This window comes from Arthrobacter sp. YAF34 (assembly GCF_052113245.1).
GTDB lineage: Bacteria > Actinomycetota > Actinomycetes > Actinomycetales > Micrococcaceae > Arthrobacter.
The window spans coordinates 183968-208751 of record NZ_JBFRCV010000001.1 but is presented as its reverse complement, the minus strand read 5'-3'; the positions used below and the strand labels follow the sequence as shown (position 1 = coordinate 208751).

The 24784-nt window shown below is 65.0% G+C and carries 26 protein-coding genes; 15 read left to right on the top strand and 11 right to left on the bottom strand.

Annotated elements, in window-relative coordinates; genetic code table 11:
* Positions 1–127: 127 nt before the first annotated feature.
* Positions 128–670, bottom strand: a complete 543-nt coding sequence (locus AB4Y72_RS01000; protein WP_441424311.1) for an ArsR/SmtB family transcription factor — start codon at positions 668–670, stop codon at positions 128–130.
* 74 nt (positions 671–744) lie between these two features.
* Between AB4Y72_RS01000 and AB4Y72_RS00995 the strand changes: the two genes are divergently transcribed.
* On the top strand, positions 745–1995 hold the full coding sequence (locus AB4Y72_RS00995) for an MFS transporter (RefSeq protein ID WP_441424310.1): 1251 nt from the start codon (positions 745–747) through the stop codon (positions 1993–1995).
* Positions 1996–2101: 106 nt separating this feature from the next.
* On the top strand, positions 2102–2638 hold the full coding sequence (locus AB4Y72_RS00990; protein WP_441424573.1) for a class I SAM-dependent methyltransferase: 537 nt from the start codon (positions 2102–2104) through the stop codon (positions 2636–2638).
* An 18-nt stretch (positions 2639–2656) separates the two neighbouring features.
* On the opposite strand, the gene AB4Y72_RS00985 is transcribed toward AB4Y72_RS00990, so the two are convergent.
* Both AB4Y72_RS00985 and AB4Y72_RS00980 read right to left on the bottom strand, forming a co-directional pair.
* Complete coding sequence (locus AB4Y72_RS00985) at positions 2657–3415, bottom strand: hypothetical protein (RefSeq protein ID WP_441424309.1); 759 nt, start codon at positions 3413–3415, stop codon at positions 2657–2659.
* A gap of 179 nt (positions 3416–3594) precedes the next feature.
* On the bottom strand, positions 3595–4236 hold the full coding sequence (locus tag AB4Y72_RS00980) for an ABC transporter ATP-binding protein (protein ID WP_441424308.1): 642 nt from the start codon (positions 4234–4236) through the stop codon (positions 3595–3597).
* 314 nt (positions 4237–4550) lie between these two features.
* Here AB4Y72_RS00980 and AB4Y72_RS00975 point away from each other — a divergent pair, with 314 nt between their 5' ends.
* Together AB4Y72_RS00975 and AB4Y72_RS00970 are read left to right on the top strand one after the other, a co-directional pair.
* Complete coding sequence (locus AB4Y72_RS00975) at positions 4551–4811, top strand: universal stress protein (RefSeq protein ID WP_441424307.1); 261 nt, start codon at positions 4551–4553, stop codon at positions 4809–4811.
* A 64-nt stretch (positions 4812–4875) separates the two neighbouring features.
* On the top strand, positions 4876–6057 hold the full coding sequence (locus AB4Y72_RS00970; protein ID WP_441424306.1) for a cation:proton antiporter domain-containing protein: 1182 nt from the start codon (positions 4876–4878) through the stop codon (positions 6055–6057).
* 105 nt (positions 6058–6162) lie between these two features.
* Here the strand turns inward: AB4Y72_RS00970 and AB4Y72_RS00965 are convergent, their stop codons facing one another.
* Positions 6163–7350: an FAD-dependent monooxygenase gene (locus AB4Y72_RS00965; RefSeq protein ID WP_441424305.1), complete on the bottom strand. Its 1188-nt coding sequence runs from the start codon at positions 7348–7350 to the stop codon at positions 6163–6165.
* Positions 7351–7542: 192 nt separating this feature from the next.
* A complete protein-coding gene (locus tag AB4Y72_RS00960; RefSeq protein WP_441424304.1) occupies positions 7543–9663 on the bottom strand; it encodes a transglycosylase domain-containing protein in 2121 nt (706 codons plus the stop codon).
* Positions 9664–9791: 128 nt separating this feature from the next.
* Between AB4Y72_RS00960 and AB4Y72_RS00955 the strand changes: the two genes are divergently transcribed.
* From AB4Y72_RS00955 to AB4Y72_RS00940, 4 genes are read left to right on the top strand one after another with little or no spacing between them, the layout of a single operon-like run.
* The gene (locus tag AB4Y72_RS00955; protein ID WP_441424303.1) at positions 9792–10304 is read left to right on the top strand and encodes a MarR family winged helix-turn-helix transcriptional regulator; all 513 of its coding nucleotides are present in this window, start codon (positions 9792–9794) and stop codon (positions 10302–10304) included.
* 2 nt (positions 10305–10306) lie between these two features.
* Complete coding sequence (locus tag AB4Y72_RS00950) at positions 10307–11347, top strand: cytochrome c oxidase assembly protein (protein WP_441424302.1); 1041 nt, start codon at positions 10307–10309, stop codon at positions 11345–11347.
* 4 nt (positions 11348–11351) lie between these two features.
* Positions 11352–12248, top strand: a complete 897-nt coding sequence (locus tag AB4Y72_RS00945) for a cytochrome c biogenesis CcdA family protein (RefSeq protein WP_441424301.1) — start codon at positions 11352–11354, stop codon at positions 12246–12248.
* The gene (locus tag AB4Y72_RS00940; RefSeq protein WP_441424300.1) at positions 12245–13465 is read left to right on the top strand and encodes a redoxin domain-containing protein; all 1221 of its coding nucleotides are present in this window, start codon (positions 12245–12247) and stop codon (positions 13463–13465) included. Before AB4Y72_RS00945 ends, AB4Y72_RS00940 begins: the two co-directional genes overlap by 4 nt.
* A 29-nt stretch (positions 13466–13494) precedes the next feature.
* Here AB4Y72_RS00940 and AB4Y72_RS00935 read toward each other — a convergent pair whose 3' ends face one another.
* Entirely contained in the window at positions 13495–14040 is a 546-nt protein-coding gene (locus tag AB4Y72_RS00935; RefSeq protein WP_441424299.1) for a hypothetical protein, read from the bottom strand.
* A gap of 290 nt (positions 14041–14330) precedes the next feature.
* Here AB4Y72_RS00935 and AB4Y72_RS00930 point away from each other — a divergent pair, with 290 nt between their 5' ends.
* The 4 genes from AB4Y72_RS00930 to AB4Y72_RS00915 are packed head-to-tail and all read left to right on the top strand — an operon-like array spanning position 14331 to position 16684.
* On the top strand, positions 14331–14681 hold the full coding sequence (locus tag AB4Y72_RS00930; protein ID WP_441424298.1) for a PadR family transcriptional regulator: 351 nt from the start codon (positions 14331–14333) through the stop codon (positions 14679–14681).
* Between the two features lie 2 nt (positions 14682–14683).
* On the top strand, positions 14684–15049 hold the full coding sequence (locus AB4Y72_RS00925) for a DUF1048 domain-containing protein (RefSeq protein ID WP_441424297.1): 366 nt from the start codon (positions 14684–14686) through the stop codon (positions 15047–15049).
* A gap of 25 nt (positions 15050–15074) precedes the next feature.
* Complete coding sequence (locus tag AB4Y72_RS00920; protein WP_441424296.1) at positions 15075–15923, top strand: ABC transporter ATP-binding protein; 849 nt, start codon at positions 15075–15077, stop codon at positions 15921–15923.
* Complete coding sequence (locus AB4Y72_RS00915; RefSeq protein WP_441424295.1) at positions 15920–16684, top strand: ABC transporter permease; 765 nt, start codon at positions 15920–15922, stop codon at positions 16682–16684. Before AB4Y72_RS00920 ends, AB4Y72_RS00915 begins: the two co-directional genes overlap by 4 nt.
* Positions 16685–16783: 99 nt before the next feature.
* Here AB4Y72_RS00915 and AB4Y72_RS00910 read toward each other — a convergent pair whose 3' ends face one another.
* Entirely contained in the window at positions 16784–18022 is a 1239-nt protein-coding gene (locus AB4Y72_RS00910) for a condensation domain-containing protein (protein ID WP_441424572.1), read from the bottom strand.
* 514 nt (positions 18023–18536) lie between these two features.
* Here AB4Y72_RS00910 and AB4Y72_RS00905 point away from each other — a divergent pair.
* Both AB4Y72_RS00905 and AB4Y72_RS00900 read left to right on the top strand, forming a co-directional pair.
* The gene (locus AB4Y72_RS00905; RefSeq protein ID WP_441424294.1) at positions 18537–19565 is read left to right on the top strand and encodes a DUF6454 family protein; all 1029 of its coding nucleotides are present in this window, start codon (positions 18537–18539) and stop codon (positions 19563–19565) included.
* Between the two features lie 56 nt (positions 19566–19621).
* The gene (locus tag AB4Y72_RS00900) at positions 19622–21358 is read left to right on the top strand and encodes a phospholipase C (RefSeq protein WP_441424293.1); all 1737 of its coding nucleotides are present in this window, start codon (positions 19622–19624) and stop codon (positions 21356–21358) included.
* A gap of 103 nt (positions 21359–21461) precedes the next feature.
* Here AB4Y72_RS00900 and AB4Y72_RS00895 read toward each other — a convergent pair whose 3' ends face one another.
* Positions 21462–22079, bottom strand: a complete 618-nt coding sequence (locus tag AB4Y72_RS00895) for a TetR/AcrR family transcriptional regulator (protein WP_441424292.1) — start codon at positions 22077–22079, stop codon at positions 21462–21464.
* An 84-nt stretch (positions 22080–22163) separates the two neighbouring features.
* Positions 22164–22847 carry a PAS and ANTAR domain-containing protein gene (locus AB4Y72_RS00890; protein ID WP_441424291.1) on the bottom strand — a complete coding sequence of 228 codons (684 nt, stop codon included), beginning with the start codon at positions 22845–22847 and terminating at the stop codon, positions 22164–22166.
* 439 nt (positions 22848–23286) lie between these two features.
* Between AB4Y72_RS00890 and AB4Y72_RS00885 the strand changes: the two genes are divergently transcribed.
* Positions 23287–23652, top strand: a complete 366-nt coding sequence (locus AB4Y72_RS00885) for an ArsR/SmtB family transcription factor (RefSeq protein ID WP_441424290.1) — start codon at positions 23287–23289, stop codon at positions 23650–23652.
* A 76-nt stretch (positions 23653–23728) separates the two neighbouring features.
* On the opposite strand, the gene AB4Y72_RS00880 is transcribed toward AB4Y72_RS00885, so the two are convergent.
* Both AB4Y72_RS00880 and AB4Y72_RS00875 read right to left on the bottom strand, forming a co-directional pair.
* Positions 23729–24175 (bottom strand): cupredoxin domain-containing protein, encoded by a 447-nt coding sequence (locus AB4Y72_RS00880; protein ID WP_441424289.1) that lies wholly within the window; start codon positions 24173–24175, stop codon positions 23729–23731.
* 209 nt (positions 24176–24384) lie between these two features.
* Positions 24385–24777 (bottom strand): VOC family protein, encoded by a 393-nt coding sequence (locus AB4Y72_RS00875; RefSeq protein WP_441424288.1) that lies wholly within the window; start codon positions 24775–24777, stop codon positions 24385–24387.
* Positions 24778–24784: the final 7 nt, after the last annotated feature.

The following is a 24784-nucleotide window of genomic DNA, read 5'->3' as shown; positions in this document are numbered from 1 at the left end:
TCCGCAGAGACTTCGCCCAGGGACTGGACGCGACGGAGATCCGGGCCACGTCGATCCTCAGCGGCGCCTGGCAGCTACGCTGCCCGACCTGACCGGAACCCAATGGGGCGCCTGCGGGGCCGACGTACTAATCTGACGTCCGGTGAAGGACAAAAATGCCGCCGTAAGCGGGCTGGTCCGTTCGCTGCCGGTCACTGTCGGTGTATTCGCTCAGCACCGCGTAGATGCGCGTAGTGAGATCCTCGGCGTCTGCCTCGGAGAGGTGCAGAACGAAGCGGGAGAGGCTGGACAGTGCGTCCGGGCCGGCTTCCTTTAGCTCTTCCCGAATCGCGTCGAGCGGCGCCAGCGGACCACCCGGACCGGCTTCACCCAGTGCGGTGTCCAGATTCCAGGACCGCCCCGTGGAGCGGTACGGCTTCTCAAGCGCGCCGCTGACTCCCGTGCGGACCCCCGCAGGTTCAAGGAATCCCGTTGAGAGCAACTGCCGCACGTGATAGAGGACGGTCCCCGGATCCTGGTTTAGCCGGTCGGCGAGTTGCTTATTGGTCAGTTCATGGAGACCGCATAGCCGCAGGATCCTCAAGCGCACCGGATGGGCCAGCGCCTTGATTTCCCGGGCGCTCGCGGCGGGTTTCTTTCCGTCCGCGCTCGTCTGCTCTGCGTCCGCCATGCACCCATCCTAGAATCTGGTGCAGTAAATTCAACCCCCTTGAATTTTCTCAATCAATAGGCCATCGTTCACCTATGACTCATCATGGCGGGCAGGTGAAGGAACGGCTTCGGGCGCCGCTGGGTGCGCCGTACTGGAGGCTGTGGACCTCATCAGGGCTGTCCAACCTCGCAGACGGTGTCTTCAAAATCGCGCTGCCGCTGCTGGCCATTCAGTTCACGCAGTCACCCACGCTGATTGCCGGGCTGAGCGTCGCAGCGACGCTCCCGTGGCTGCTGTTCGCCCTCACTGCCGGGGCGCTGGCCGACCGGCTGGACCGGCGCAAGCTCATGGTGTGGGCCAACCTCGGCCGTGCCCTGCTGCCCGCCGTGCTGGTAGCCGTCATCCTGCTGGATGGCGGTTCCATTTGGGCTCTGTACGTTGTGGCCTTGATGGTGGGTGTGGCTGAAACGCTCTACGACACGTCCGCGCAGTCAATCCTGCCCCAGGTGGTGCAGAGGGATCAGCTTTCCCGCGCCAACGGCCGGCTCTACGCCGTCGAACTCACCGCCAACCAGTTCGTGGGTCCCCCGCTGGGCGGGCTGCTGGTGGCCATCGGCGTCGCTGCGGGCCTTGCCGTGCCGGCGGCACTGTGGCTTGCCGCCGTCGGCGGGCTGCTCCTGGTCCCCGGGGCTTTCCGCATCGAGCGGGAGCAGAGGACCACACTGCGATTCGACATCGGCGAGGGTTTGCGGTTCCTCTGGAACCAAAAGATCCTCCGCACGCTCGCGGTGATGACCGGGGTGTTCAACTTCGCATCCAGCGCAGCGTTCGCGGTCCTCGTGCTGTTTGCCGTCGGCCCGGCTTCGGAAATGAGGCTGTCCGAAGTGGGGTTCGGCCTGCTTCTGACGACCTCCGCCCTCGGCGCCTTCGTTGGCTCCTTCATCTCCGAATGGGTGGAGGCCAAGCTGGGTCGGTCGAAGGCCCTGACGCTCACGATCTTCGGGGTCGCGCTGTTCGTAGGTGCGCCCGCCATGACCGACAACCCCTACGTTCTTGGCCCGATTCTGTTTGTGGGCGGCATACTGATCGTCCTTTGGAACGTCATCACCGTGTCCCTGCGCCAGCGGATTAGCCCAAACCGCTTGCTGGGCAGGGTCAACAGCGCCTACCGACTGCTGGCGTGGGGCACCATGCCGCTCGGTGCAGCAGTGGGCGGGCTGCTGGCCCAATGGCTGGGCCTGCAAGCCATGTTCGCGATTATGGGAGTGCTGACCCTCGCGCTACTCGGGATGATGCCCGTCCTCACGGACAAGGCAATCGCCGCGGCCGACGTCGAATCCTAAGTCGCCCCGCCCCCTTGGATTGCCCACCGGTCCCTGCTCCTAAAGGGGCTCGTCTGCGGCGCCGGGTCCTGGACGCAGCTGCGGCTCCGGGCCCCTCTCCGCGGCACTGAGCGCGAAAGGGGCGATCAGCACCGGCTTCGATTCCAGTCCTGCGATGCTCGACTTGGCAAGTCAGCGATTGGGTGCTGCCGCGGACCTGTACCTGGCCGACCTCAGCAAGCCGCTCCCCTTCGCCGATGGCTCCTTCGACGACGTTGTCTCGTCCTTGGTCCTGCACTATCTGAAGGACTGGTCGGCACCGCTTGCCGAACTGCGGAGGGTGCTGAAACCGGGCGGTCGCCTGATCCTGTCGGTCAACCACCCCACCGTCAGTGTGATCACCCAACCGACCGAGGACTACTTCGCCGTCCGGCAGTACTCGGAGGATTACGAGTTCGACGGCGAGCCAGCGGTCCTGACTTTCTGGCACCGACCCCTTCACGCGATGATCAGCGCCTTCACCTCTGCGGGATACCGCGTAGCCACGGTGAGCGAACCAGAGCCATCCCCCGACACCCCGCACGAACTCCTTCCGCCGCGCATCCTCAACGGCGAGCGGACAGCGTTCCTGTCCTTCATCTTCTTCGTCCTGGAAGCCGACTGATCCCGAAATGCTTGGGGCTTACACGAACTTCGTCATGCGGGACCAAAGGTAACTGCAGCCGGCAACAACAATGCCCAGTCCGAGCACCATCAACGCGAGTCCGGCATCCAGGGGCACCGGGGACAATGTTCTGGGAGTGAATCCACCCCAGAAATTGAAGACGGTTTGGCCGGCCGCAGTCAGGATATTGCGGGGGTCGTAGGGACCTGCGAAGGGAACAACCATGAGCAGGGCTCCGGCCATGAGGCCAGGAATCAGGGTCGTTCGAATGACCAGTCCTAGGAACAACCCGAGGAGGCCAAAGAACAGTGCCGTGGCGGCGCTGAAGAGGATCTGGACCACAGGGTTGCCGTTTCCGCTTTCTTCGATGATGAAAGGGAAGTCAAAGGTGCGTTCGGGCTGAAAAACGGCTTTCAGAATCGGGGTCGCAGCGAGACTTACACCTGCGCTCAGCACGGCTGTGGCGAGGGCCACGACTGAGACAACTACCACCTTCGCCACGACATACGGGCGTGCCCCCTGGATCACCACCCGCTCTTTGAGAATCCGCTGACGCACGTCCCCCACCGCCACCGCGCTCCCGTAGAGGAAGAAAAGCAGCGGGAGGACAATGAAGGTGATCATCTCAAGCCCGGTCCCAACGGAGTGCCACCCGTCCAGTGCCCGGTGCGCGTTATATGCCTGCTCGTAGTCAAAGCGCAAAGGGTTGTCCAGAAGCGTCTGGTTTCCTTGGATTGACTCGCCAACCGGGTGCTTCATGGCTTCTTCGAGGCTCACGCCGCTGGATGCGGCCTCTGCCTGAGTGGACTGAAACTGTGCGAGCTTAACGTCCGCACCGCTTAGACTCCCGAATAGACCGAGGCAGACGGCAACGAAAGTCACGGCCAGTGGCCAGAGGAGCGTCAGACTCCACGTTTCGTAGCGCAATTCGGTCCTGATGGAACGGAGGATGTTGTTCATCGCTGATCAGCTCCCGCGCTCGGTGAAATGCGGTCTTGGGGCACTTTGGTCAGGCAATCGTCGCTCATCGAGTAGACGTCTGATGCAAGTTCGGCGTAGAAAACGGCGTCGTGGTCCGAGACAATCACGCAATGGGTCCGCGCGTAGGATGCCAGCATCTTCGTGAGGACCTCACGCCCCCGGCCATCGAGACCGGCCGTCGGTTCATCCAGGAGAACACACGGCCGGTCCTGCAGGAAGGCCGCGGTGAGCGCAAGCTTTTTCCGTTGGCCGAAGGAGTAGGACCTGGTCTTCTTTGCGAGCCGGTCCTCCGTGAGAAACCCAAAGGTCGACGGATCAGCCCGCAGGTCGGCAACCGGTCGGTCGAGAATCGCGCTCAAATTCTGCAGGCCACTTAGTGCGCTGTGTGCGGGTGAGTCGTCGAAGGCTGACGAGACATGCCCGGCCGTCGGTTCCCCGCCCCACCAGATGGATCCCTGGTATTTCTCGAGACCCGCGATGCATTTGAGCACCGTGGTTTTTCCCGCCCCGTTGTCCCCTTGAATCAGATGCAGCCCTGTGGAAGGGAAGGCAACGGTCAGGTTCGCAACCGCTGTCGTCCGCCTGTACGTCCTTGAAAGATTTTCGATCTGCAGCACGGGGCCTCATCCGTTGGACGTGGACTGGCCACCCTTGCAGCCATCCGGTTGGCCTCATTCCACTACACGCATCGTTGCTCCGCCAGTCACGTCGTCCTCGCCCCAGCCGTGTCGTCCAATGACGGGCTCCCCCGGCCTCGCCGCTCCGCAGCTCATGAAGGTGCCGGGCAACCGATGTTTGCTCCAACTCCGAAGGAGCGGGCTCATGGTTCTCTCTCGGGGGGCCTGATGAAGGCCTTGACCGCTTCCGGGCGACAGGCACAGACTGGCACTGCCCGGGCGATGGGACGAGGTCGCGTGAAAGGACAGAAGACATGAACGCAACCAGCAAGTTCCTGAGCGTCGCCGGTGTCGACGGTTCCGAACACTCCCTGGCGGCTCTTCGCTGGGCCGTGGATGAAGCGCGTCTGCGGCGCGGCAAGGAACTGGATGCCGCGAAAGACGCGGACCTCCTCGTTGTGGGATCCCGGGGTCGCGGAGGTTTCGCCGGGCTGCGGCTCGGATCAATCTCCAGCCAGGTCGTGCACCATGCCCCCTGCCCCGTTCTGGTTATCCGGCCCACGAGCGGTGACTGATTCCTGGCGCCACTGCGATTCCACTCCCGAATTCTGACGCGGGCAAGCTGATGGGGTAACGCGGATGATACCGATGCTGACGCTCGCCTTTGCCGTGCTGCTTCTGTTGGGCGTCCTCATCTCCGAACGCGCCAGCCGGACCGTGCTTTCCACCGCGGTGTTGTTTCTTCTCGGCGGATTTGTCCTGGGCCAGGGCGTCCTTGGGATTGTCCCGATAACTCCGGACGATCCTGTCGTTGGGGTTCTGGCCCAACTGGCTCTGTTCTCGGTCCTGTTTACGGACGGCATGAAAGTTGGGTTGTCCGACCTTCGGAGGGCGTGGCGTCTGCCCGGTCGGGCGTTGCTGCTTGGGCTGCCTCTGACACTGCTGGTCACCGCGCTCCTGGCCCATTACGTTGTGGGGCTTCCCTGGCTGCAGTGTTTCCTGCTCGGTGCGGTGCTGGCCCCGACCGATCCGGTGTTCGCGGCCGCCATTGTGGGGCGTAAGGAAGTTCCGGGGCGGTTGCGACACCTCCTGAACGTGGAGTCGGGGCTCAATGACGGGCTGGCCCTGCCGGTAGTTCTGGTGCTGCTGGCCCTGGGTGGTGGAGCGGATCTCGGTCTTGGCGTTCTGGCCGGAGAAATCGCCCTGGGTGTGCTGGTCGGTGTCCTGGTCCCGCTGATCGTCATCTGGCTGGAGCGGCTTCCCTTTTTGATGGCGACGAAAGGACTGCAACCGCTGGTGGCGGTATCCATCGGCCTGCTCGTCCTTGCCATCTGCCTGGTGACCGGAGCCAACCTCTTCCTCGCAGCCTTCGCGGCCGGCATCACCGTGGCCACCGCAGGACCGGGCTTCCGGGACGAATTCGAGCAGTTCGGGGAACTGGTGTCCGAACTGCTTAAGCTGGCCGCGATCCTGGTCTTTGGCGCCTTGATCACGCCCACTTTCCTGTTCGGCGAAATCGTGTGGACAGGGTGGGTCTTCGCCGTCCTGGCCATCGTCGTGGCAAGGCCCTTGGCCCTGCTGGTGTCATTCCTCGGCACACGGCTACCCGTCAAGGAACAGCTCGCGGCCATGTGGTTCGGTCCCAAAGGGTTCGCGTCGGTGGTGTACGGGCTTCTGGTCCTCGAATCCGGCGTGGAGCGCTCCGATGAGGTCTTTCATCTTGTGGCCCTGGTCATTGTGCTCTCCATCCTGGCCCATTCCTCGACTGACGTCCTCGTCGCCAGACAGTTCGAGAACCTGGGGCCCCGTACGCCGCAGTAGTCTGCCCGGCGCGGGTTCTCCTCAACTTTCTGGGCAAGAAGCTCCCGGCGGATGTTGAGCCGTTCGCTTGCCGGCGGTTCTGCACCGCGCCCGTGCGCGTCGGGCCTATTTTGCGATCCTGCCCACGATCTGGCGGGCCACCAGCCGGTCGATTCCTGGCAGACGGGTGGCCCGGATGATCCAGCGACGTAGGAGACGCTGGGTCCGGTTGGCGGGAAGGAACGAGGACGCGGTGCGCCTCCCGGCCGCCTGCGCCTCCTCGACCACGGGTCGCCAGCGTCGCTCGAATTCCGCGAGGGCCGAGGCGATTCCCCCCGGTGAGGCCACGGGTCCCAGGACGTCCCCCAGCAGCGCGGCACCGGCGATGGCGAGCGAGCCGCCCTGACCCGCGAGGAGCGACACGGCGCCGCAGGCGTCCCCCACGAGAACGGTCCGCCCCCTGTGCCAGCCCGGCATGACAATCTGCGCGACGACATCGTCGTACGGATGCTCGGGGCACAGCTCCAACAGCCGGTCAACCGCGTGGCCGAGCCCGGCGAACTCCCGGCGCAGCCGCTCTCGCGTGCTCCCGGACGGCAGGTGGCCTTGGGCTCCTGTGGCGTCCCGGTAGACCATGAAGGCGGCCACCTCGTCCGAGCGCAGGCTGTAGAGCCCGGCCATCCGGTCGATGCTGTCTGTGAGGACGAACCGGTTCCGGAAGCCGGCATTGAGGAGCGGTTCGGTGACGATGAACGCGGCCGCACGCATACCCAAAGGGCGCAGGAACTCCTCTTCGGGGCCGAAGACCTGGGCCCTCACCCCGGAATGAATGCCATCAGCGCCGACGAGGACGTCCGCGGCGACCGTCACGTCCGGCGAGCCATCGATGGCGACCCGCACGCCGTCCTCATCACTCCATACCCGGGAAACCTGCGCCCCGTAGCGGACCCGCAACCGGCCCGGGGCCACGTCATCGAGAGCCGCGAGAGCGGCGCGCTCCATGTCGGGGCGCAACAGACTCAGGACCTTCCCGCCGGCAAGCCGCGCGAACTGGTCGTAGTCGATACTGGACGTCGGGCGCCCTGTTGCATCGACATACTCGGCCGCCTCGACGTGGTACGCGACCGCTGCGAGCCGCGGGTAAAGGCCGATCCGCTCCGCCGCCTCCACTCCCGGGCCGAAGAAATCCATCATGTAACCATCGGGGCGCGGAGCGGCCGACTTCTCAAGCAGATCGACGTCCCAGCCAGCCAAACCGAACTGGCGGGCCGCGACGAGGCCCGCAATGCCTGCCCCGACGACCACCGCCTTCATGTCTTGCCTTCAACGATCGGATGTGCCGGACTGACGGAGTCCGGCCGGGAGCGCAGGAATCATGGCGGCACCCGTTGGCTCATTCTTGACTCACTCCTCGCTGGCTGTCCAGCGCTCACGCTTCCCCGCCGGACGCCGCGACGGCCGGGATAGCAGCACAAACCGGACGTTCGATGCCGAGTCGCCGGGTCGTCATCGGGCCGGTGTTTCGAGCACGGGTGCTGGCGGACTGCCGAAGGCGCTGGTGTTGAATCGGGGTGCGGCTGCGTCCATGAAGCGTCCCCATTGGCCGCCGGCGAGGTCGGCGCCGTCGACGCCGGCGTAGTACCGCCCGTTGATGGTGATGTCCTGATTGACCCATTGCGGGCCGGTTCCTTTGTAGCTGCCGAACCAGGAGGCGGTGGCGATTCCGGCGGTGGCGCCCACGGTCCAGGTCATGGTGTTTCCGTCGGTGGTGCCGGTCTTGGCGAAGATATCGTAGTTCTTGTTGACCGGGATGTTGTAGCCGGAACCCCGTGTCAGGACGTTCTTGAGCGCGTACGTCACTCCGGCGGCCACGCCGGGGTTGATGCTCTGGCGGCAGTCCGGTCCGGGGACCGGGAGCGAGTTTCCGTGGCTGTCGGTGACGGATATGAGCGCCCTCGGGGCGCAGTAGATTCCTCCGCTGGCAAAAGTCGCGAAGGCGTTGGCCATGGTCAGCGGGGCGACGTCGACGGAGCCGATGAGGTTGGAGATGTTGGAGAAGTCGTAGGGCTTGTTCGTGTGTCCGTCCGTGATGCCGGCGGCGGTGGTCATTTTCTGGACCTCGCAGAGGTCCAGCTGGCTAGCGGATTGGAACGTGATGGTGTTGATGGACTGGTACAGGCCCTGTAAGACGGTCATCGGGTAGTAGTGGTTGGGGTCGTCGTTCGGCAGGAGGTGGGTCCCAGCCGCCGGGTCGTAGGACCCCGTGGTGGTGCCGCAGGAGTTCTTCCATGGGAAGCCCGGCGGGTAGTCCCGGACAGCCCCGTTGAGGACGGTGTTCATGGATTTTCCAGCGTTGAGCCATTGGGCGAAGATGAACGGTTTGATGGTGGATCCGATCTGGAACCCGCCGGCGCCGTCCAGCGGTTGGCCGTTGGCGTCGGTGGAAGGGAGCGCGAAGTTGCCCATGTAGTTTCCCGGCCCGGGTGCCGGGTTGTAGGCCGTGTTTTGGGCCATGGTCAGGACCTTGCCGGTGCCGGGTTCGATGCTCACCAGTTCCGCCCCGCGCTGCAAAGGGTCCGTCCCCGCGATGGTGGCGTTGACCTGGCCCTGGGCGATTTTTTGCAGTCCGGGGTCCAGGGTGGTCTTGATGGTCAGCCCGCCGCGGTAGAGGGCGCTGCGCCGTGCGTCCTCATCTGCGCCGTAGGCCGGGTCGTTGAGGATCAGCCGTTGCACATAGTCGCAGAAATACGGTGCAGTGACGGCGGCCATGCACCCTTGCCGGGCCGGATGAACGTTCAGCCCGATCGGACTCTTGACCGCGCTGTCATGTGCTGCGGCCGTGATCTTTCCTTGCTCCAGCATCTTGTCCAGCACGATGTTCCGCCGCCCGACAGCGTGCTTGGGCTCGGTCACGGGGTCATAGTAGGCCGGGTTGTTGATGACGCCGGCGAGGGTGGCCGCCTGGGGCAGGCTCAAGTCTTTGGCGTGGACGCCAAAGTAATACTCGGCGGCCGCCTCGATCCCGTAGACGTTGTGGTTGAAGTAGATGATGTTCAGGTAGCCCTGGAGGATCTGGTCTTTGGAATACGTTTTCTCCAGGGCGATGGCGAGTTTCATCTCCCTGATCTTGTCTCCGACTGTTTTGGCGGCTCCGAGTTTGACCTGGTCCGGGTGCCCGGCGGCGATGTGGGACTGGATGATGACGTTGTTCACATACTGCTGGGTGATCGTCGAAGCGCCTTGTCGTCCGCCTCCCGCGGTGGCCGCCAGCGCCCTGAGGATCCCGGTCGGATCGATGCCGCCGTGCTCGTAGAACCGGGCGTCCTCGATCGCGACGATGCCCTCCCGGATGTAGGGCGACATCTGATCCAGTGCCACGCTGTCCCGGTTCTGGCTGAAGAAGGTCGCAATGACGGATCCGTCATTGGCGAGGACGGTGGTGGTCTGGGCGGGAGGGTCGATCTTCAGCTCATCGGGCAGGCTTCCGACAAGCCCGGCGGAGAACTCTGCCGCCGAACCGGCCACCGCGGCGGCGGGAATCATTAACCCCGCCACCATGACCCCGCACACCGCGCCGACAAAGACAAAGAGTAGAAACCGTCCCGCGGCGGTCCGGTGTTGAGCCATTGGAGAAGTTCCTTCACTGTCGGGGAGCATTGTCTTCCGTGCTGTCGGCGCGCCGAGCGGGAACAGTGGTTGAGGGCGGCGCGGTTTCGCGATGCATGTCCTCACGCAATATATGTACTATAGCAAGTATGAATTCGGAAGTTCCTTCATTACCGGGCGGTCGCGGCGCGGCTAGAACCGTCCCCCGCCGCGATGCCGCCATCGAGGGCACCCTCACCGCCTCGCGCGCCCTGCTGGGCGTGATCGCCAGGTCGCTGGCGCCGGTCATGGACACCGTCACGCTGCCCCAGTTCCGGGTCCTCGTGGTGCTCTCCAACTTCGGGCCGCTGCGCATGGGTGAAGTGGCCCACCGCCTGGGCGCGAACCAGTCCAGCTTCAGCCGCTTCGCGGACAGAATGGTCGCCGGCGGCCTGATCGCGCGCTCGACCAGTCCCGGAAGCCGACGCGAAGTCATCGTCTCTCTGACCGAGGACGGCGCCCGCGTCTACAACGAGGTCACGGACGCGCGCAGGCGCGAAATCGAGCAGGTGCTCGAGAAACTCTCCGCCACGGACCTGGACGCCGTCCGTGCCGGTTTTGAAATCTTTGCCAGGGCCGCGGGCGAACCGTCCGCGGACGAGACCCTCATCCTGGGGATCTAGGGGTGGTGTTCTCGGGAACCACCCTGCCGGTCCCGGGTGCCGGGGATCCGGGCATGATGATGAGCGGGCCGATGTGGATGCCGGTCCAGCCGCCGACTCTGGCACGCGTCCTGGCCTGGCACCCCCAGCCCGTTCCGCTCCTGCCGTTGCTTGTCCTCGTCCTGCTGGGGCTGTACGGGTGGGGCGTCGTCGTTCTCCACCGACGCGGCGTCAGGTGGCCGCTTGCGCGGACCATCTGGTGGCTTCTGGGGCTGGGCATCATCCTGCTCGTCACCGCGACCGGGATCGAGGGCTACGGCATGGAGCTCTTCAGCATCCACATGATCCAGCACATGGTCCTGAACATGCTCGCGCCTGTATTCCTGGTCCTCGGGGCGCCGATGACACTGCTGCTGCGCGCACTGCCGACCGGCACCCGGGGCCGTGGCCGTCTGCGCCGCGGCGTGTTGCGCGTAATCCAGTCGCGCCTGGCCGCAGTCCTGACACATCCCGCGGTGACCTTTGGCCTGTTCATCATGAGCCTGTATGGCCTGTATTTCACCCCGGCCTTCGACTACCTCATGGGCACATGGTGGGGGCACAACCTGATGCTCGTGCACTTCCTGGCCATCGGGTTCCTCTACTTCTGGGGAATCCTCGGCGTCGACCCCACACCCCGGACCCCCACCCGGGGACTCCGGCACCTCGCGGGCCCAGTCCTGCCCGTGCTTGAATTGGCCGCCACCGCGCCGTTCCACGCCTTTTTCGGCGTCGTCGTCATGATGTCCACCGCACTGATGGTCAAGTTCTACTCCCAGCCCGTGCCGGGATGGCACATCTCCCCGCTGGCAGACCAGGCCGCCGGCGGCGGAATCGCCTGGGGATTCACCGAACTTCCAACCCTCCTCGTCCTCGGCGCACTCGTAGTGAAATGGCAGAAGTCGGACCAGCGCGCTACCCGCGCCGCAGAGCGCCGCGCTGCCCGGGACGGCGGCGACACGAACCTTGCGGACTACAACGCCTACCTGCAGTCACTGAACCGCCAGCCCGGATCCGGGCACTGACATGGTGCCCGCCAACTCAACCGGACCAGTCCTCTATGCCTTCACCCTCGGGCTCGTCGCGGCCCTGAACCCCTGCGGCTTCCCCATGCTCCCCGCCTATCTGGCCATCTTCACCGGAACACCTGACGCCACGCGCCCCCCGGCAGGCTCACGGGCGGCGCGGATTACCCGCGGGCTGCTCGCCGGCGCCTGCGTCAGTGCCGGTTTCGTGGCCGTTTTCGGCGCACTCGGGCTGCTGCTCGAAGGCGGTGCCCGGCTGGCGACGGACTGGCTGCCCTGGCTCATGGCTGCCATCGGGGTGGTGATGGCCGGCGCCGGGATCTCCACCGTGCTCGGCCGGGCTCCTGCCTTGCATCTGTCCGCCCTCAGGTTCCGCACGCGACGGTCCGTGTTCGCCATGGCGGGCTACGGGGCCGCCTACGCGGCCGGCTCACTGAGTTGTTCCCTGCCGCTTTTCCTGGCCGCTGTGGCCGGGTCCTTCACAGGCCAGAGCCTCCTGGCCGGACTGGCCACCTACCTTGCCTACGCCCTGGGAATGGCCCTGTTCGTCACGGCCGCCGCCGTGGTCACCACGACCCTTGGTGCGGCCGCCGTGCGCAACGTCCGGACCGCGGGGAGATGGCTGCCCGCCGTCTCTGGCATCACCCTGGCTGCGTCCGGTGCCTATATGGCCTACTACTGGGTACGGGACCTGCTGGACCCGGCAGGCGAATCGCCGCTGACATCGGCTGTAACCGGCGTGCAGGGCGCCATCGCCGCCGGCGTCGCTGCGCAACCGCTCCTGTCGGCAACACTGCTCGGCGCCGTCGTACTCGCCGCGATCGCCGTCGTCATCCACCGGAGCCTCACAGAAACGCCGGCCACCACGCTTGAGCGCCGGGAAAGGGAGCACCACCTATGAACACCACACCGCAAACCTCTGAGGCCGCCGACCGCAGGCACCGGAGGGGCCTTGCCGCGGTCTGGGCCGCCGCCGGACTGGCCATCGTCGTAGCCATCGCCGGAATCTTCCTTGCGGCCCTTCGGCCGGACTCGCCATCCGGATCCGCGGGTTCCGCCGCCGCCCAGCCGGCCATGGGCTCCGCCGCGGCCGAGCTGCTGCAGCTCGACGTCCTGTCCGCCCCGCTGGATACCGCCCCGGATTTCTCCCTCACCGACCAAAACGGGAAAATCGCGCGCCTGTCCCAATACCGCGGGAAGTCCGTCGTGCTGTCATTCAATGACGACGAATGCGAGGACCTGTGCACGCTCCTGGCCCAGGATGTCGTCACAGCCAACACCGATCTGGGCACGGCGGCCGCAGACGTCGTCTTCCTCTCGGTAAACGCCAATCCTTTACATGCCGCCGTCCAGGATGTGAAAGCCTGGACCGATAGCCACGGCCTCGCATCCGCCCACAACTGGGTCTTTGGCACGGGAACTCCCGCGCAGCTGGCCGGCGTCGCGGCCAGCTATCACGTGCCTGTCAGTGTCGACCCGAAGACCGGCGAAGTGGTCCATGGATCGGAGCTGTTTTTCATCGACCCTGCCGGCAAGGAAGCGGCCATTGGGCAGTTCGGTACAGGCTCTGCGAACACGGCCCTGTTCGCCCAGGCCATGGCGCAAACTGCGGCTGACCAACTGCCCGGCCACGCCGGCCGGCCGGTCGGCGGCCCAGCGCCCGCCGGGAACGCCTCCGCCGGCCCAGCGGCACTCGGCCAGCCAGCGCCGGCCTTCACACTGCCCGGGCTCGCCGATCCCGGAACCCAGCACTCCCTCGCCCGGACAAAGGGCAAGTACACGGTAGTGAACTTCTGGGCAAGCACCTGCAGCGCCTGCGCCGGCGAAATGCCCGAACTCCAGAAAGCGCACACCGACCTCGGCTCCTCCGTGGCGTTCCTGGGAATCGACGTCGCCGACCCCGCCGCACCGGCGGTAGCCCTCGCCGCAAAGAACGGGACGACGTACCCGTTGCTGGCCGATACCAAAGGCACCACGGCAGGGGCATACCAGATCCCCGGCCTCCCCTTCACCGCCATCATCGCCCCGGACGGCACCCTGGCCGTCCGTCACTCCGGAACCTTCAGCGCCGAGCAACTCGAGTACGTCCTCCACACCCTCACAAATGGTTCTAAATGAGCACAGGAGCCTCAGGGAAGTCGGTCGAGTCAGAGAAACCGCTTAACAGCGACGATCATTTCAGGCAGCGTCGCGGGAATTGCTTCGGTGAGACTGGATTCCGGCATCTTCGTGACAGACCTGCCGGAGACCGGTAAACGGCCCGTCGGCCCCGACAGGGCGACGTATGTGCCGTCGTCGTTCTTCTGGAGGAAAAGCATTGATTCCTCCCCTGGCTGCATGATCGCATCGCCTTCTGCAACGACCACCGAATCCTTCAGCGCACCGCCGGTTTGTCGCACCGTTATGGTCGCTGCCGGCTTGGTTCCCTTAAGCCACAATTTCACGGCCACCGCCGCGTCGGTGAAGGGGATGCCATCAACGGCTGCGGCCGGTGCGGAGGTCGCAACTGTCCCCACGACAACGGCGTCAGCGCTCTGGGTCAGATCCTTCAGCGTCGGATATGCCATGGCCCAGCTTTGGCTTACGGACGTTGTCCGGGGCGGCGGCTGCGCCTGGGGCGAGGCGCAGCCGCCAACGAGCAAGGCGCCGGCAAAGACGGCAGCCATTGACGGGAGGAATGGACGTTTCTTCATGATGCTTTTGATCGCCGTGTCAGTCGGCGAGGCCGAGGGCGTTACCGGAGGCGTCACCGGCGGGGCGGCGGGAGCTGGTGTCGAAATCTGTAGGCCCCACATCTCCGACTCTGAGTTCGCCAGGCACTCCGAAACCGCACGAAGCGCCGGCGTTGGTCGAGGAAAAGCGCCCATATTAGAAACCCTATATAGAGGAACAGAATTCAGATAGGCCTCCCTTGTCAGCCCGCTATTCAGTGCTACTATCTAGTGGTAGTCAGCAGTACAGAGTAGTCGAAGGGTGGGTTTCCATGGGCAAGCAGATGACCGAGATGCTCAAAGGCACGCTAGAGGGCATCGTCCTCGCGATCCTGGCCGTGCAGCCGGCGTACGGCTACGAGATCACGGCACGGCTTCGCGAGGAGGGCTTCTCGGACATCGTCGAGGGCACCGTCTACGCGCTGTTGGTCAGGATCGAGCAGCGCGGCCTCGTGGACGTAGCGAAGGTCCCCTCAGAGAAGGGGCCGCCGCGCAAGGTCTATTCGCTGAACACGCTCGGCGGCGAGTACCTCGAAGAGTTCTGGAGGACTTGGAGCTTCCTCGAAAAAAGGATCGAACAACTCCACCACCGCATTGAACACCCGCAGGAAGAAGGAGAGTAACCATGACCGCAGGATGGATAGAAAAGATCACCGGCTCATTTGACGACAAGAAGCGCTGGCGGCAGTACAAGGCCCGCAAGGAACAGCTCCCCACCAGCTACCGGACCGCGATCGACGGACTCGAACGCTACTTCATGTACGCCGGGTCGATCGTCAAGGGCGATGTCCTCATGCAGATGCTCGAGGACCTCGCGGACCTGATCGAGCGCGCTGCCGTCGACGGCACGCCGATCCGCGACATCGTCGGGGACGACCCGGTGGAGTTCGCAGACACCTTCATACAGAACTACTCGGATGGCCAGTGGATCAACAAGGAGCGCCAGCGCCTGACCGACGCCATCGATAAGGCCGCCGACAGCGGCGCCTGAACGCGCCGGGAACGGAGAGACGGATATGACCACCAACCAGGCCCTCGGACCCGCGATCCGCGTGCAGGGCATCGAGAAGTCGTTTAAGGGCCTGCAGGTGTTGCGGGGCGTCGACTTCGACGTCAGGGCGGGGAGCGTCTTTGCGTTGCTCGGCTCGAACGGTGCGGGCAAGACCACGCTGGTGCGGATCCTGTCGACGCTGCTGAAGGCGGACGCGGGTACCGCCACGGTCCACGGCTTCGACGTCGCCGCCAAACCCGGCGACGTGCGCGAGTCGATCAGCCTGACCGGGCAGTTCGCCGCCGTCGACGAGGTGCTGACCGCTCGGGAGAACCTCGTGCTGGTGGCCAAGCTGCGTCACCTGGAGAACCCGGGCCCGATTGCCGACGACCTTCTCGCCCGCTTCGGGCTCACCGACGCCGGGAACCGCAAGGCATCGACGTATTCGGGCGGCATGCGGCGCCGGCTCGACATCGCGATGAGCCTGATCGGGAACCCTCCGATCATTTTCCTCGACGAACCCACGACGGGGCTCGATCCCCAGGCGCGCATCGAGGTGTGGCAGACCGTCAAGCAGCTTGCCGGCCAGGGAACCACGGTGCTGCTCACCACGCAGTACCTCGACGAGGCCGAACAGCTCGCCGACCGCATCGGGATCCTGCACCAAGGAACGATCATCCAAAACGGAACCCTGGCCGAACTCAAGCAGCTCCTCCCACCCGCCAAAGTCGAATACGTCGAGAAGCAGCCGTCCCTCGAAGACGTCTTCCTCGCCCTCGTCAGCGGCACCGACGACGACGCCGGCGACGGCGACGGCGGCACCGACCGCGCCGTCGACGGCGCCACAGTCCCGGCACGAAAGGACCCCCGATGAGCACCCACGTCCTCAGCGACACCCGCATCCTGACCGGCCGTTCGCTGCGTCACATCCTCCGCAGCCCGGACACGATCATGACCACCGCGGTCACCCCGATCGCGTTGATGCTGCTGTTCGTGTATGTGTTCGGAGGCGCGATCAACACCGGATCCAGCTCGTCGTACGTCAACTACATGCTGCCCGGCATCCTGCTCATCACGGTCGCGTCCGGCGTCGCGTACACCGCATACCGGCTGTTCCTGGATATGCAGGGCGGCATCTTCGAACGGTTCCAGTCCATGCCGATCGCGAGGTCGAGCGTGCTCTGGGCGCACGTGCTCACCTCGCTGGTTGCGAACCTGGTCTCGGTCGCGATCGTCATCGTCGTCGCGCTGATCATGGGGTTCCGTACCGGAGCGTCCATGGCCGGCTGGCTCGCCGTCGGCGGAATCCTGGTCCTGTTCACCCTCGCACTGACCTGGATCGCCGTAATCGCTGGGCTTTCGGCGAAGACCGTCGATGGCGCCAGCGCGTTCAGCTACCCGCTGATCTTCCTGCCGTTCATCAGCTCGGCCTTCGTACCTACTGACTCGATGCCCGGCCCGGTCGCATGGTTCGCTGAGAACCAGCCCGTGACCTCCATTGTGAACACCATCCGGGCCCTGCTGGCCCAGGAGCCCGTCGGCAGTGACATCTGGATAGCCCTCGCCTGGCTCGTTGGCATCCTCGCCGTCGCCTATGCCGTCGCGAACGCGACCTATCGCCGCAAGATCAGCTGAGTCCGATCGCGGCTGACGTTACTCCGTATGGTGCGCGGCCGGCGCGGCCACTACGAATCGACTCCCGGTGCCAGAAATCGGCCAGCAACGCCCTCGGCGTTACGCGCCGGCCAGTGCCGTGGCAGGGGCCAGCAGTGGGTCAGATCCCAGCAGCACGCGGGTCGCGGCGTCGCGGATCAACCGGGTGTACTCATCCAGCACGTCACCCGCGACCGGAGTGTCGGGGTGCCGGATACTGATGTGCAGCCCGTCGTGCTGGCGTGAGAGCCAAACGTGGCTGTCGTCGGCCTCGGTCACCCTGCCAATGGTGACCGGGTTCGACTCCGCATGCCGATCCGCGCCCGGCATCTTTCGATAGTCGGTGAAGGAGACCATGGAAAATAGGTCCCGCCGGGTAATCCGGAACTCGTCGCCCAAGAGCTCGATCACCCTCAGCGCGGGATACCGGGCCAGCCGCACCGCACCCTGAACGCTGCACTGGGCCCGCCCCAGCGCCTCGGTGAAGGACAAGGCGCCCTCGAGCGAGAAACTCAGCGGCGCGCAGGTGATGAACCATCCCATGGCGGGCCGCCACTGTGGCCGGCTGCGCGTATGGAGCGGGGTGACCGTGTGAAAGTCCTGCTTCCCGGTCATCGCCCGGACAGCTAAGGCCATGCAGGCGAGCAGGCCGGCGAACGCGGATCCTCCCGAGCCCCGGCAGGCGCCGGCAAAGGCCTCGGCCTCCTCGGGCCGGAGAAGGCACCTGTTATAGACGCGTTGCGGCCACGCCTGGCCGGCCTCGACGCCGAGATCCAAGGGGAAGGTCGGGGCAGTCCCCCCGCAGGCACGCACAAGGTCCCTCCACACCGCCACTGCCGGGTCATCGACGGAAATCCCTGCGCCGAAATCCCGTTCTGCCGCACAGAACTCCAGGAAGCTTCCGGCCTCCGGGAGTACGGGCGGTGCACCCTGCAGCAGCGCCTCGTACCTCGTCTGCAGTTCCCACACGGCAAGTGCCAGGGAATATCCGTCCGCTGCAACATGGTCCATTGCAATAAAGACCGTGGTCGACGCGTCACGACTGATTGCGCCCATGACCAGCGGCGGCCACGCAAAGGGATCCGTGCCTTCGGCGAATCGATTGCCCAGGTACGCATGCAGGTCATCCGGGGAGGCGAATCCGACCGCTTCTTCCTGGACCAGGACAACCTGGCCCGCGGGCACGGTGAACCGTTCCACACCCGGCCCGGCTATACGGAAGCCACCACGCAGCGCGTCGTGACGCCGAACCCAGGACTCAAAGGCCTGGCCCAAGGCATCAGCCTGGACCGCCCCCTGAAGTTCAAAAGCCGCACCCACCCACGGGTTGCCGGGCAGTCCGGCCAGCTGCGCGGCATGGGCGGACCGCAGATGCAGTTCTTGGTTGTAGGACAGCGGATCTGATCCGGCCGGAACGGAAACGGCCGCGGCTGACGCCTGCGGGCCGACCCTCCACTCCGTCAGCAACCCGGGCGCAGGACGAAAATCATCAAAGGAAATTGGTTTCACGGCAGTCCTCACCTTGGTAAATGCCGCTGCGGCCCCAGCCTGCCAGCGAACGGTACACACCAGAAGTTACTGCCGGGTAGTGTCCGGGCGGGGTGCGGAATCCGGCCGCCGAATGAACGTCCCGTGAACCGGCAAAGGACAGCGCGGTTCCTCGCCGCTCGCCCGACACTTTCACGGCCGCGTCGGAACCGGATCCCGGGCGGAAGCTCCGATGTTCACCCGTGGGCTTGTTGCAACCTGCTGTTCACCAGCCCGCTTTCGAGGGTTAACTACCGGTAAGTAACGTGGCGATCTCTCGATACGACCCGACATCTGAGAGGCTCCCATGAGTACGACTCGCACCCGAGGCATCCTCACGTCCGCTGCAGCCATCATCCTGACCGCCTCCGCCATCGGCGGCACCGCGGCAGCCCAGGCCGCCGGCAACCATGACCGGCCGGACGCCACCACCACCGATTCCAGCAGCCACAGGGGAACGAGCACGTCCCTGGCTGACGCCTTCAATGGCGTCGACCGGAACACGAACTGGCAGCAAACTTCGAAGCTGAAGCTGAACTTCCCCACGTACCACACCGAGGGAATCGCCTTCAGCCGGGACCACATCTTCCTCTCGGCCGTTCAGATCACCGAACCGACCACAAAGTTCCCAACCCCGCAGAACGGGTTCGACCGCACCCCCGGCAAGGGTATCGGGCACCTGTTCGTCATGGACAAGTCCGGCAAGCTGCAGAAGGACATCATTCTCGGCGAGGGCGACATGTACCACCCGGGCGGCATCGACTTCGACGGCGCCAATGTATGGGTCCCCGTGGCCCAGTACCGACCCAACAGCAGCGCCATCATCTACCGCATCGACGCGACCACGCTGGACGTTCACAAGCAGTTCGAGGTCAAGGATCACTTCGGCGGCATCGTGATGGACAAGCGGACCGGCCACCTGGTCGGCAACACGTGGGGCTCCCGCCGCTTCGCGGAATGGGATCTGCAGGGCAAGCAGCTTGCGACCTGGGAGAACCCGAACTACTTCATCGACTACCAGGACTGCCAGTACGTCCCCGACGCCCGGATGCTGTGCGCCGGGGTCACCAATCTCCCGCAGACCCCGGCCGCGGGAGGCACCGGTGCCACCTACGAACTCGGCGGCATGGCGATGATCGACCTCAAGACCCGCAGCGTGCTCCGCGACGTGCCGTTCCAGCAGTTCTCCACCGCGGGCCACGTCGCCACGCGCAACCCGTTCAAAATGACCGCCGACGGCGACCACCTCACCATGAAGGTGGCCCCGGACAACGGCGACGAAGGAAACGGCACCGAAATCCTCACCTACGAGGCCACCGTCACCCCCGCCAAGTAGCAAAGCCAGCCACGCAACCGCCGACCCACCGGAACAGACAACGATTGGACACCCCCATGCCTCATCCAGCACAACGAATCACGCGGAAGCGCATTGCCGCCGCCACCGGAACGGCAGCCCTGGCCGCCACGGCGCTGACAGCCGGTCTGTTCGGCGTAGGCGCGGGCCCCGCCTTCGCCAGCGAAAACCACGGCACCGCGACGCCGATCAAACATGTGGTGGTGATCTTCCAGGAGAACGTCTCATTCGACCACTACTTCGCCACCTACCCCAAGGCCGCCAACATTGCGGGCGAAACCCAGCAGGGCACCGGCACCAAGGCGGCCGCCTTCACCGCGGCGAAGAACACACCCAGGAAAATCGACACGCTCGCCACGGCGGGCCTGCTGGCACCGAACAACCCGAACGCTGCCCAGCCGGCCCGGCTCTCGCCGATGCAGGCCGTCACCTGCGACCAGGACCACAACTACGGCGCCGAGCAGAAGGCGTACAATGGCGGGGCGATGGACAAATTCGTTGAGAACACCAGCCGGGACGCCTGCGACACCAACCAGTACGGACGCCCCGGGCTGACGATGGACTACTACGACGGCAACACCGTCACCGGCATCTGGAACTACGCCCAGAACTACTCAATGAGCGACAACCACTTCAGCACCGGCTTCGGGCCCTCCACCCCGGGCGCGCTGAATCTGGTCTCGGGTCAGACCCACGGGGCGACCGAGTTCACCGCCGCGGGACAGTCCGTCACGCCGACCACCAGCGACTACACCGTCCGCCAGCCGGACGCGAAGGGTGTCGGCACCGTCATCAACGACCCGGATCCGGTCTACGACGACTGCTCCAACAACAGCCACGCCAAGACCAACACGCTGGCCGGCATGACCGGGAAGAACATTGGCGACCTCCTCAACGCCAAGGGCACGTCCTGGGGCTGGTTCCAGGGCGGTTTCACCCCGACCACCGCCGCGACCCGGACCACCCCGGCGTCGTGCCTGTCCAGCCACACGAACGCCGCCGGCGCCAGCGTCGTTGACTACTCGCCGCACCACCAGCCGTTCCAGTACTACAAGTCCACCGCCAACCCGCACCACGTGGCGCCGGCATCGGATGCGGAAATCGGCCACAACGGCCAGGCCAACCACCAGTACGACCTCACCGACTTCAACAAGGTGGTCAATACCGACAACCTGCCGGCCGTCTCCTTCCTGAAGGCCGGAATGTACCAGGACGGCCACGCCGGCTATTCCGACCCGGTCGACGAGCAGAAGTTCATCACCAACACCGTCAACCAGATCCAGAAATCCAAGAACTGGGACAACACGGCCGTGGTGCTCGCCTACGACGACTCGGACGGCTGGTATGACCACGCCGCCGCCAAGGTGAAGAACTCCTCCAACTCCGCCGACGACGCCGCCTGGTGCCAAGATGCGGCGGCCAGCGGAGTCCCGATGGCCGGCGGCTACGCCGATCGCTGCGGCCCCGGCCCGCGGCAGCCGCTGGTGGTCATCTCCCCCTTCGCCAAGAAGAACTTCGTTGACCACACCCAGACCGACCAGGCCTCGATCCTGCGCTTCATCGAGGACAACTGGCACACCGGCCGGATCGGTGATGCATCCGCCGACGCCAGCGCCGGTTCGGTAAACGCCATGTTCAACTTCAACAAGCAGCGCACTGACCGGGTGCTGCTCGACGAACAGACCGGTACTGTCGCATCCATCACCAACACCAGGCCCGGCAACAACGACGCCGACAGCCGGGACGGCAGGTCCGGCACCAACGCCGGACAGTAAGCCACCGGCACTCCGGTCTATTGCTGCCTGCAAGGCAGCCCACTCAGAATCGCCATCCGGCCAGCCGGGTGGCGATTCTGTCCGGGCCCTCGAACGACTCGGGCTAAAGGCTCCGGTGGTGTTCGATCAGCCAGCGGGCCATCTGCTGGGCGCGCCGGGAAGCCAGGGTGTCCCCCTCCGTGGCGGAGATGATGGAGCCCTTCATCAGGATGTGCCAGGACCGGGCAAACTCCTCCGGGCGGTCAAGGCCGGCTTCCTTGGCCAAGGCCTCGATGTGGCCCCGGATGCGGCTGAGGTACCCGATGCTTGCCTGCCCAAGGGGATGCCCCGGCCCCATCTCCAACAGGACGTTGATGAACGAGCACGCTTCAAAGTCTTCACGCTGGAACCAGTCCCCGAACACGTCAAACACGGCGAGCAACTGTTCCTCGGCGGTGTTGCCCCGCCGGCGGGCCTCGGCCACGATCAGGTCCACGGTCCACACCTGGTCGCGCAGCTCCAAGAACGCAAGGACCAAGTCGTCCTTGGCCGGGAAATGTCTATAGAACGTTGCCTTAGAGACACCCGAGCTGCTGATCAGTTCGTTGACACCGACGCCCCGGATGCCGCGCCGGGAGAACAGCTCGTAGGCGGTGGCGAGAATTCGATCGACAGGGTCGTCGCGGCCGGCCATAGCCGTGGCGGGCAACAACGTGGGACCGTCGTCATCGTAGGCAGTCATGATGGAAAGGATTTTACACCGCGGCGGGGCGGACAGACTGGTCTGCCTTGGAGTGTGGTAGGGCTCCTGGTGCAGTAGTTCCGTCTACGGATGAAGAACCCGGCCCCCTTCGTTCCGCGCGGAGAACCGGGTGTCGAGGGCGCGGACGAGGCTGCGGAGAGTGGCGGAGTCGTCGGTGTTGTTGGCCAGCCGGACGATCGTGGAGGCCGTGTGTGCGACCTTGAAGTTATGGTGCTGGCTGTAGGCGGACAGCCGGTCAAAGGCGGCGTCGGAACCAATGTGAAGGATTCCCATCAGAATGCCCTTGGCCTGTTCAATAAGATCCCTCGTGCCAATGGCTCCGGCGATGGCCTCGCGGGCGGACCGGTCGGTCTCCAACTGAACGGTGCGGGTGAGATCGAGGATGAATCCGTCGATGAACAACGGATTTCCGTTACCATCCGGCACACCCTCCCCCACCATCAGGACCCTGCGTTCCCGCCTGCGCGCGTCGTAAAGACGGTGGTAGCTGGCAAAGAAGCCACCCACACGGCATACGCCCTCAAAGATTTCCCGGCACCGCTTACGGTCGTCAGCGTGCAGATGCGACATCAGAAGACCCGTCGTGGGGACAACCTCCCCCCGGTGGTAGCCATGAATCTGGAAGATCCCCTCGGACCATTGCAGCTCCCGGGACAGCACATCGTAGTGAAAGGTCCCCGCCACGCAATTCTCGCCGGCCAGGGCGCTGGAGTAGGTCTGAAGCGCTTTCAGCTGTGTCATGGACATGGCTGGCTGACTCGTCCGAGGTCTGTGACGGTCCCGTGCGGGCCGGTAGGCAGGCAACGGCAGAATGCGCCGGAGCTGGTGAACAGTTCGAACAAGCCGGTCATGGACCCTCCTGGAAGCCGGGACCTGTTCCCGGTGACGCCTTTGTCACCGGGAACAGTGGGAATCCACCCGCCGACGCCGGTTATCCGAAGAAGACCGGAATGAGTTGATGAATTTATGAAAGTCTGAACTACGGTTCGCGTCTGCGCAAGAGGCCGCCCAGCGTCCATCGGCGGCGGCACCGCGATGGCGGCCCGGCGCTACGATATACGTGCGCATGTACGAATCGCGACCGTTACTAGACAGACTTTTCTGTCTCGCAGGCGTTAGATTTCTACCAGCGGGTTGTGCGCAAACGCGCGGCTCAGAATACTGAATGCGAAGGAGGGAGGTTCCGGTGCCGGATGATCTTCCCGCAGGCCTGGTTCTGGTCGATGTGAAGGCCGAACTCTTTAAGTCCATGGGCCACCCCGCGCGAGTCCAGCTCCTTGAAATGCTCGCTGAGGGGCCCGTTGCCGTGAGCAGACTCCGCGACGACACGGGACTGGAGCCGTCGAACCTCTCCCAGCACCTGAGTCTGTTGCGCCGCCAACGTCTTATCGTCCCGACGCGACGCGAAGGGCGGCTGTTCTATGAACTGGCCAGTCCCGAGGTGACCGTCCTGCTCGCTGCGGCCCGGTCCCTGCTTGGCACACTCCTCGACACCAGCAGATTGACCCTGAGCCCGCTGGGCGAAACGCCCCGGCAAGAGGCAACCCACTAGGGCCAGACCGGGCACCTGGCGCAACGTACCTAGCGCATCCGGGCGGGTCGCACGACTACTCGGACCGCAGTCGTTCTCATTTAACCGTCAGTGTGCCGTGCATGTTGGCATGGTACCTGCAGTGAAAGGCGTAGGTTCCCGGCTGCGATGGGGCGGTAATCGTTGCAGTGCCGCCGTTTTCCTTGACCTCGACGTCAAAGGCCGACCCTTGGTCTGCGGTCACGGTGTGCTCGACGCTGTCCATATTCGTCACTGTCACCTTGGCGCCCGGAGCGACCGAAACCGGGGTCTGGTATGCGTAGTTGCTGATCGCGATTCCAGTCATGGCGGCGCTGGCCGTCCCGCTGCCTGACCCTGACATGGTGGAGACCGCCGGGGTTGACGGTTCCATCGACATGCTGGCGGAGGTGCCGGCCGTCGTGGCTGGGGCCGACGCCGGCGTCCCGCCACCTCCGGCGCATGCGCTCAGCACGGTCAAGGCCGCGGTCAACACCAACGCAGTCGATATCCTTTTGCTCGTCATGAGATGCCGTCCTCGTCGCTGGAGGGGGCTGGGGAACCAGCCCGGCTTCCTTCCATAGTGCATCCATCGGCGCTAAAAGGCACCGGGCGCATAGTTCTGAGGAAGCCACGCCGGAAGCTGCTGCGAGGGTGCCCGGAGTGGCCAAGGCTCGTCATCTCGACAGACTACCCCCGCGTCACAGCCGGCGGCGGGGACTCCGTAAGCTGCGGCTACGGCTGAAAGGCTTCCTTCACGGCCGGCTGCACAGTTTCCTGCATGACCCAGCGGTTGCCGTCAGGATCACTGAAGTAGGCGAAGGCGATGCCGCCCAGGTCCTGGACCTCACTGATCTCTGCTCCCCGTTGGAGAAGCTCAGCCCGTGCCGACGCCATGTCCGGGACCACCAGTTGCAGGCCTTCCAGGCTGCCCGGCCGCATGCTGGTCATGCCCGTGCCGATCACGATGGAGGCGGCGGAGCCGGGCGGCGTCAGTTGGACCACCCGGATGCCGGGGATGTATTCCACATCATGGTCCAGGACGAAACCGAGCCGTTCTGTGTAGAACGATTTGGCTGTGTCGACATCAGCGACCGGCACTTGTACGACTTCAAGGCGCATCTCCATGCGCCTC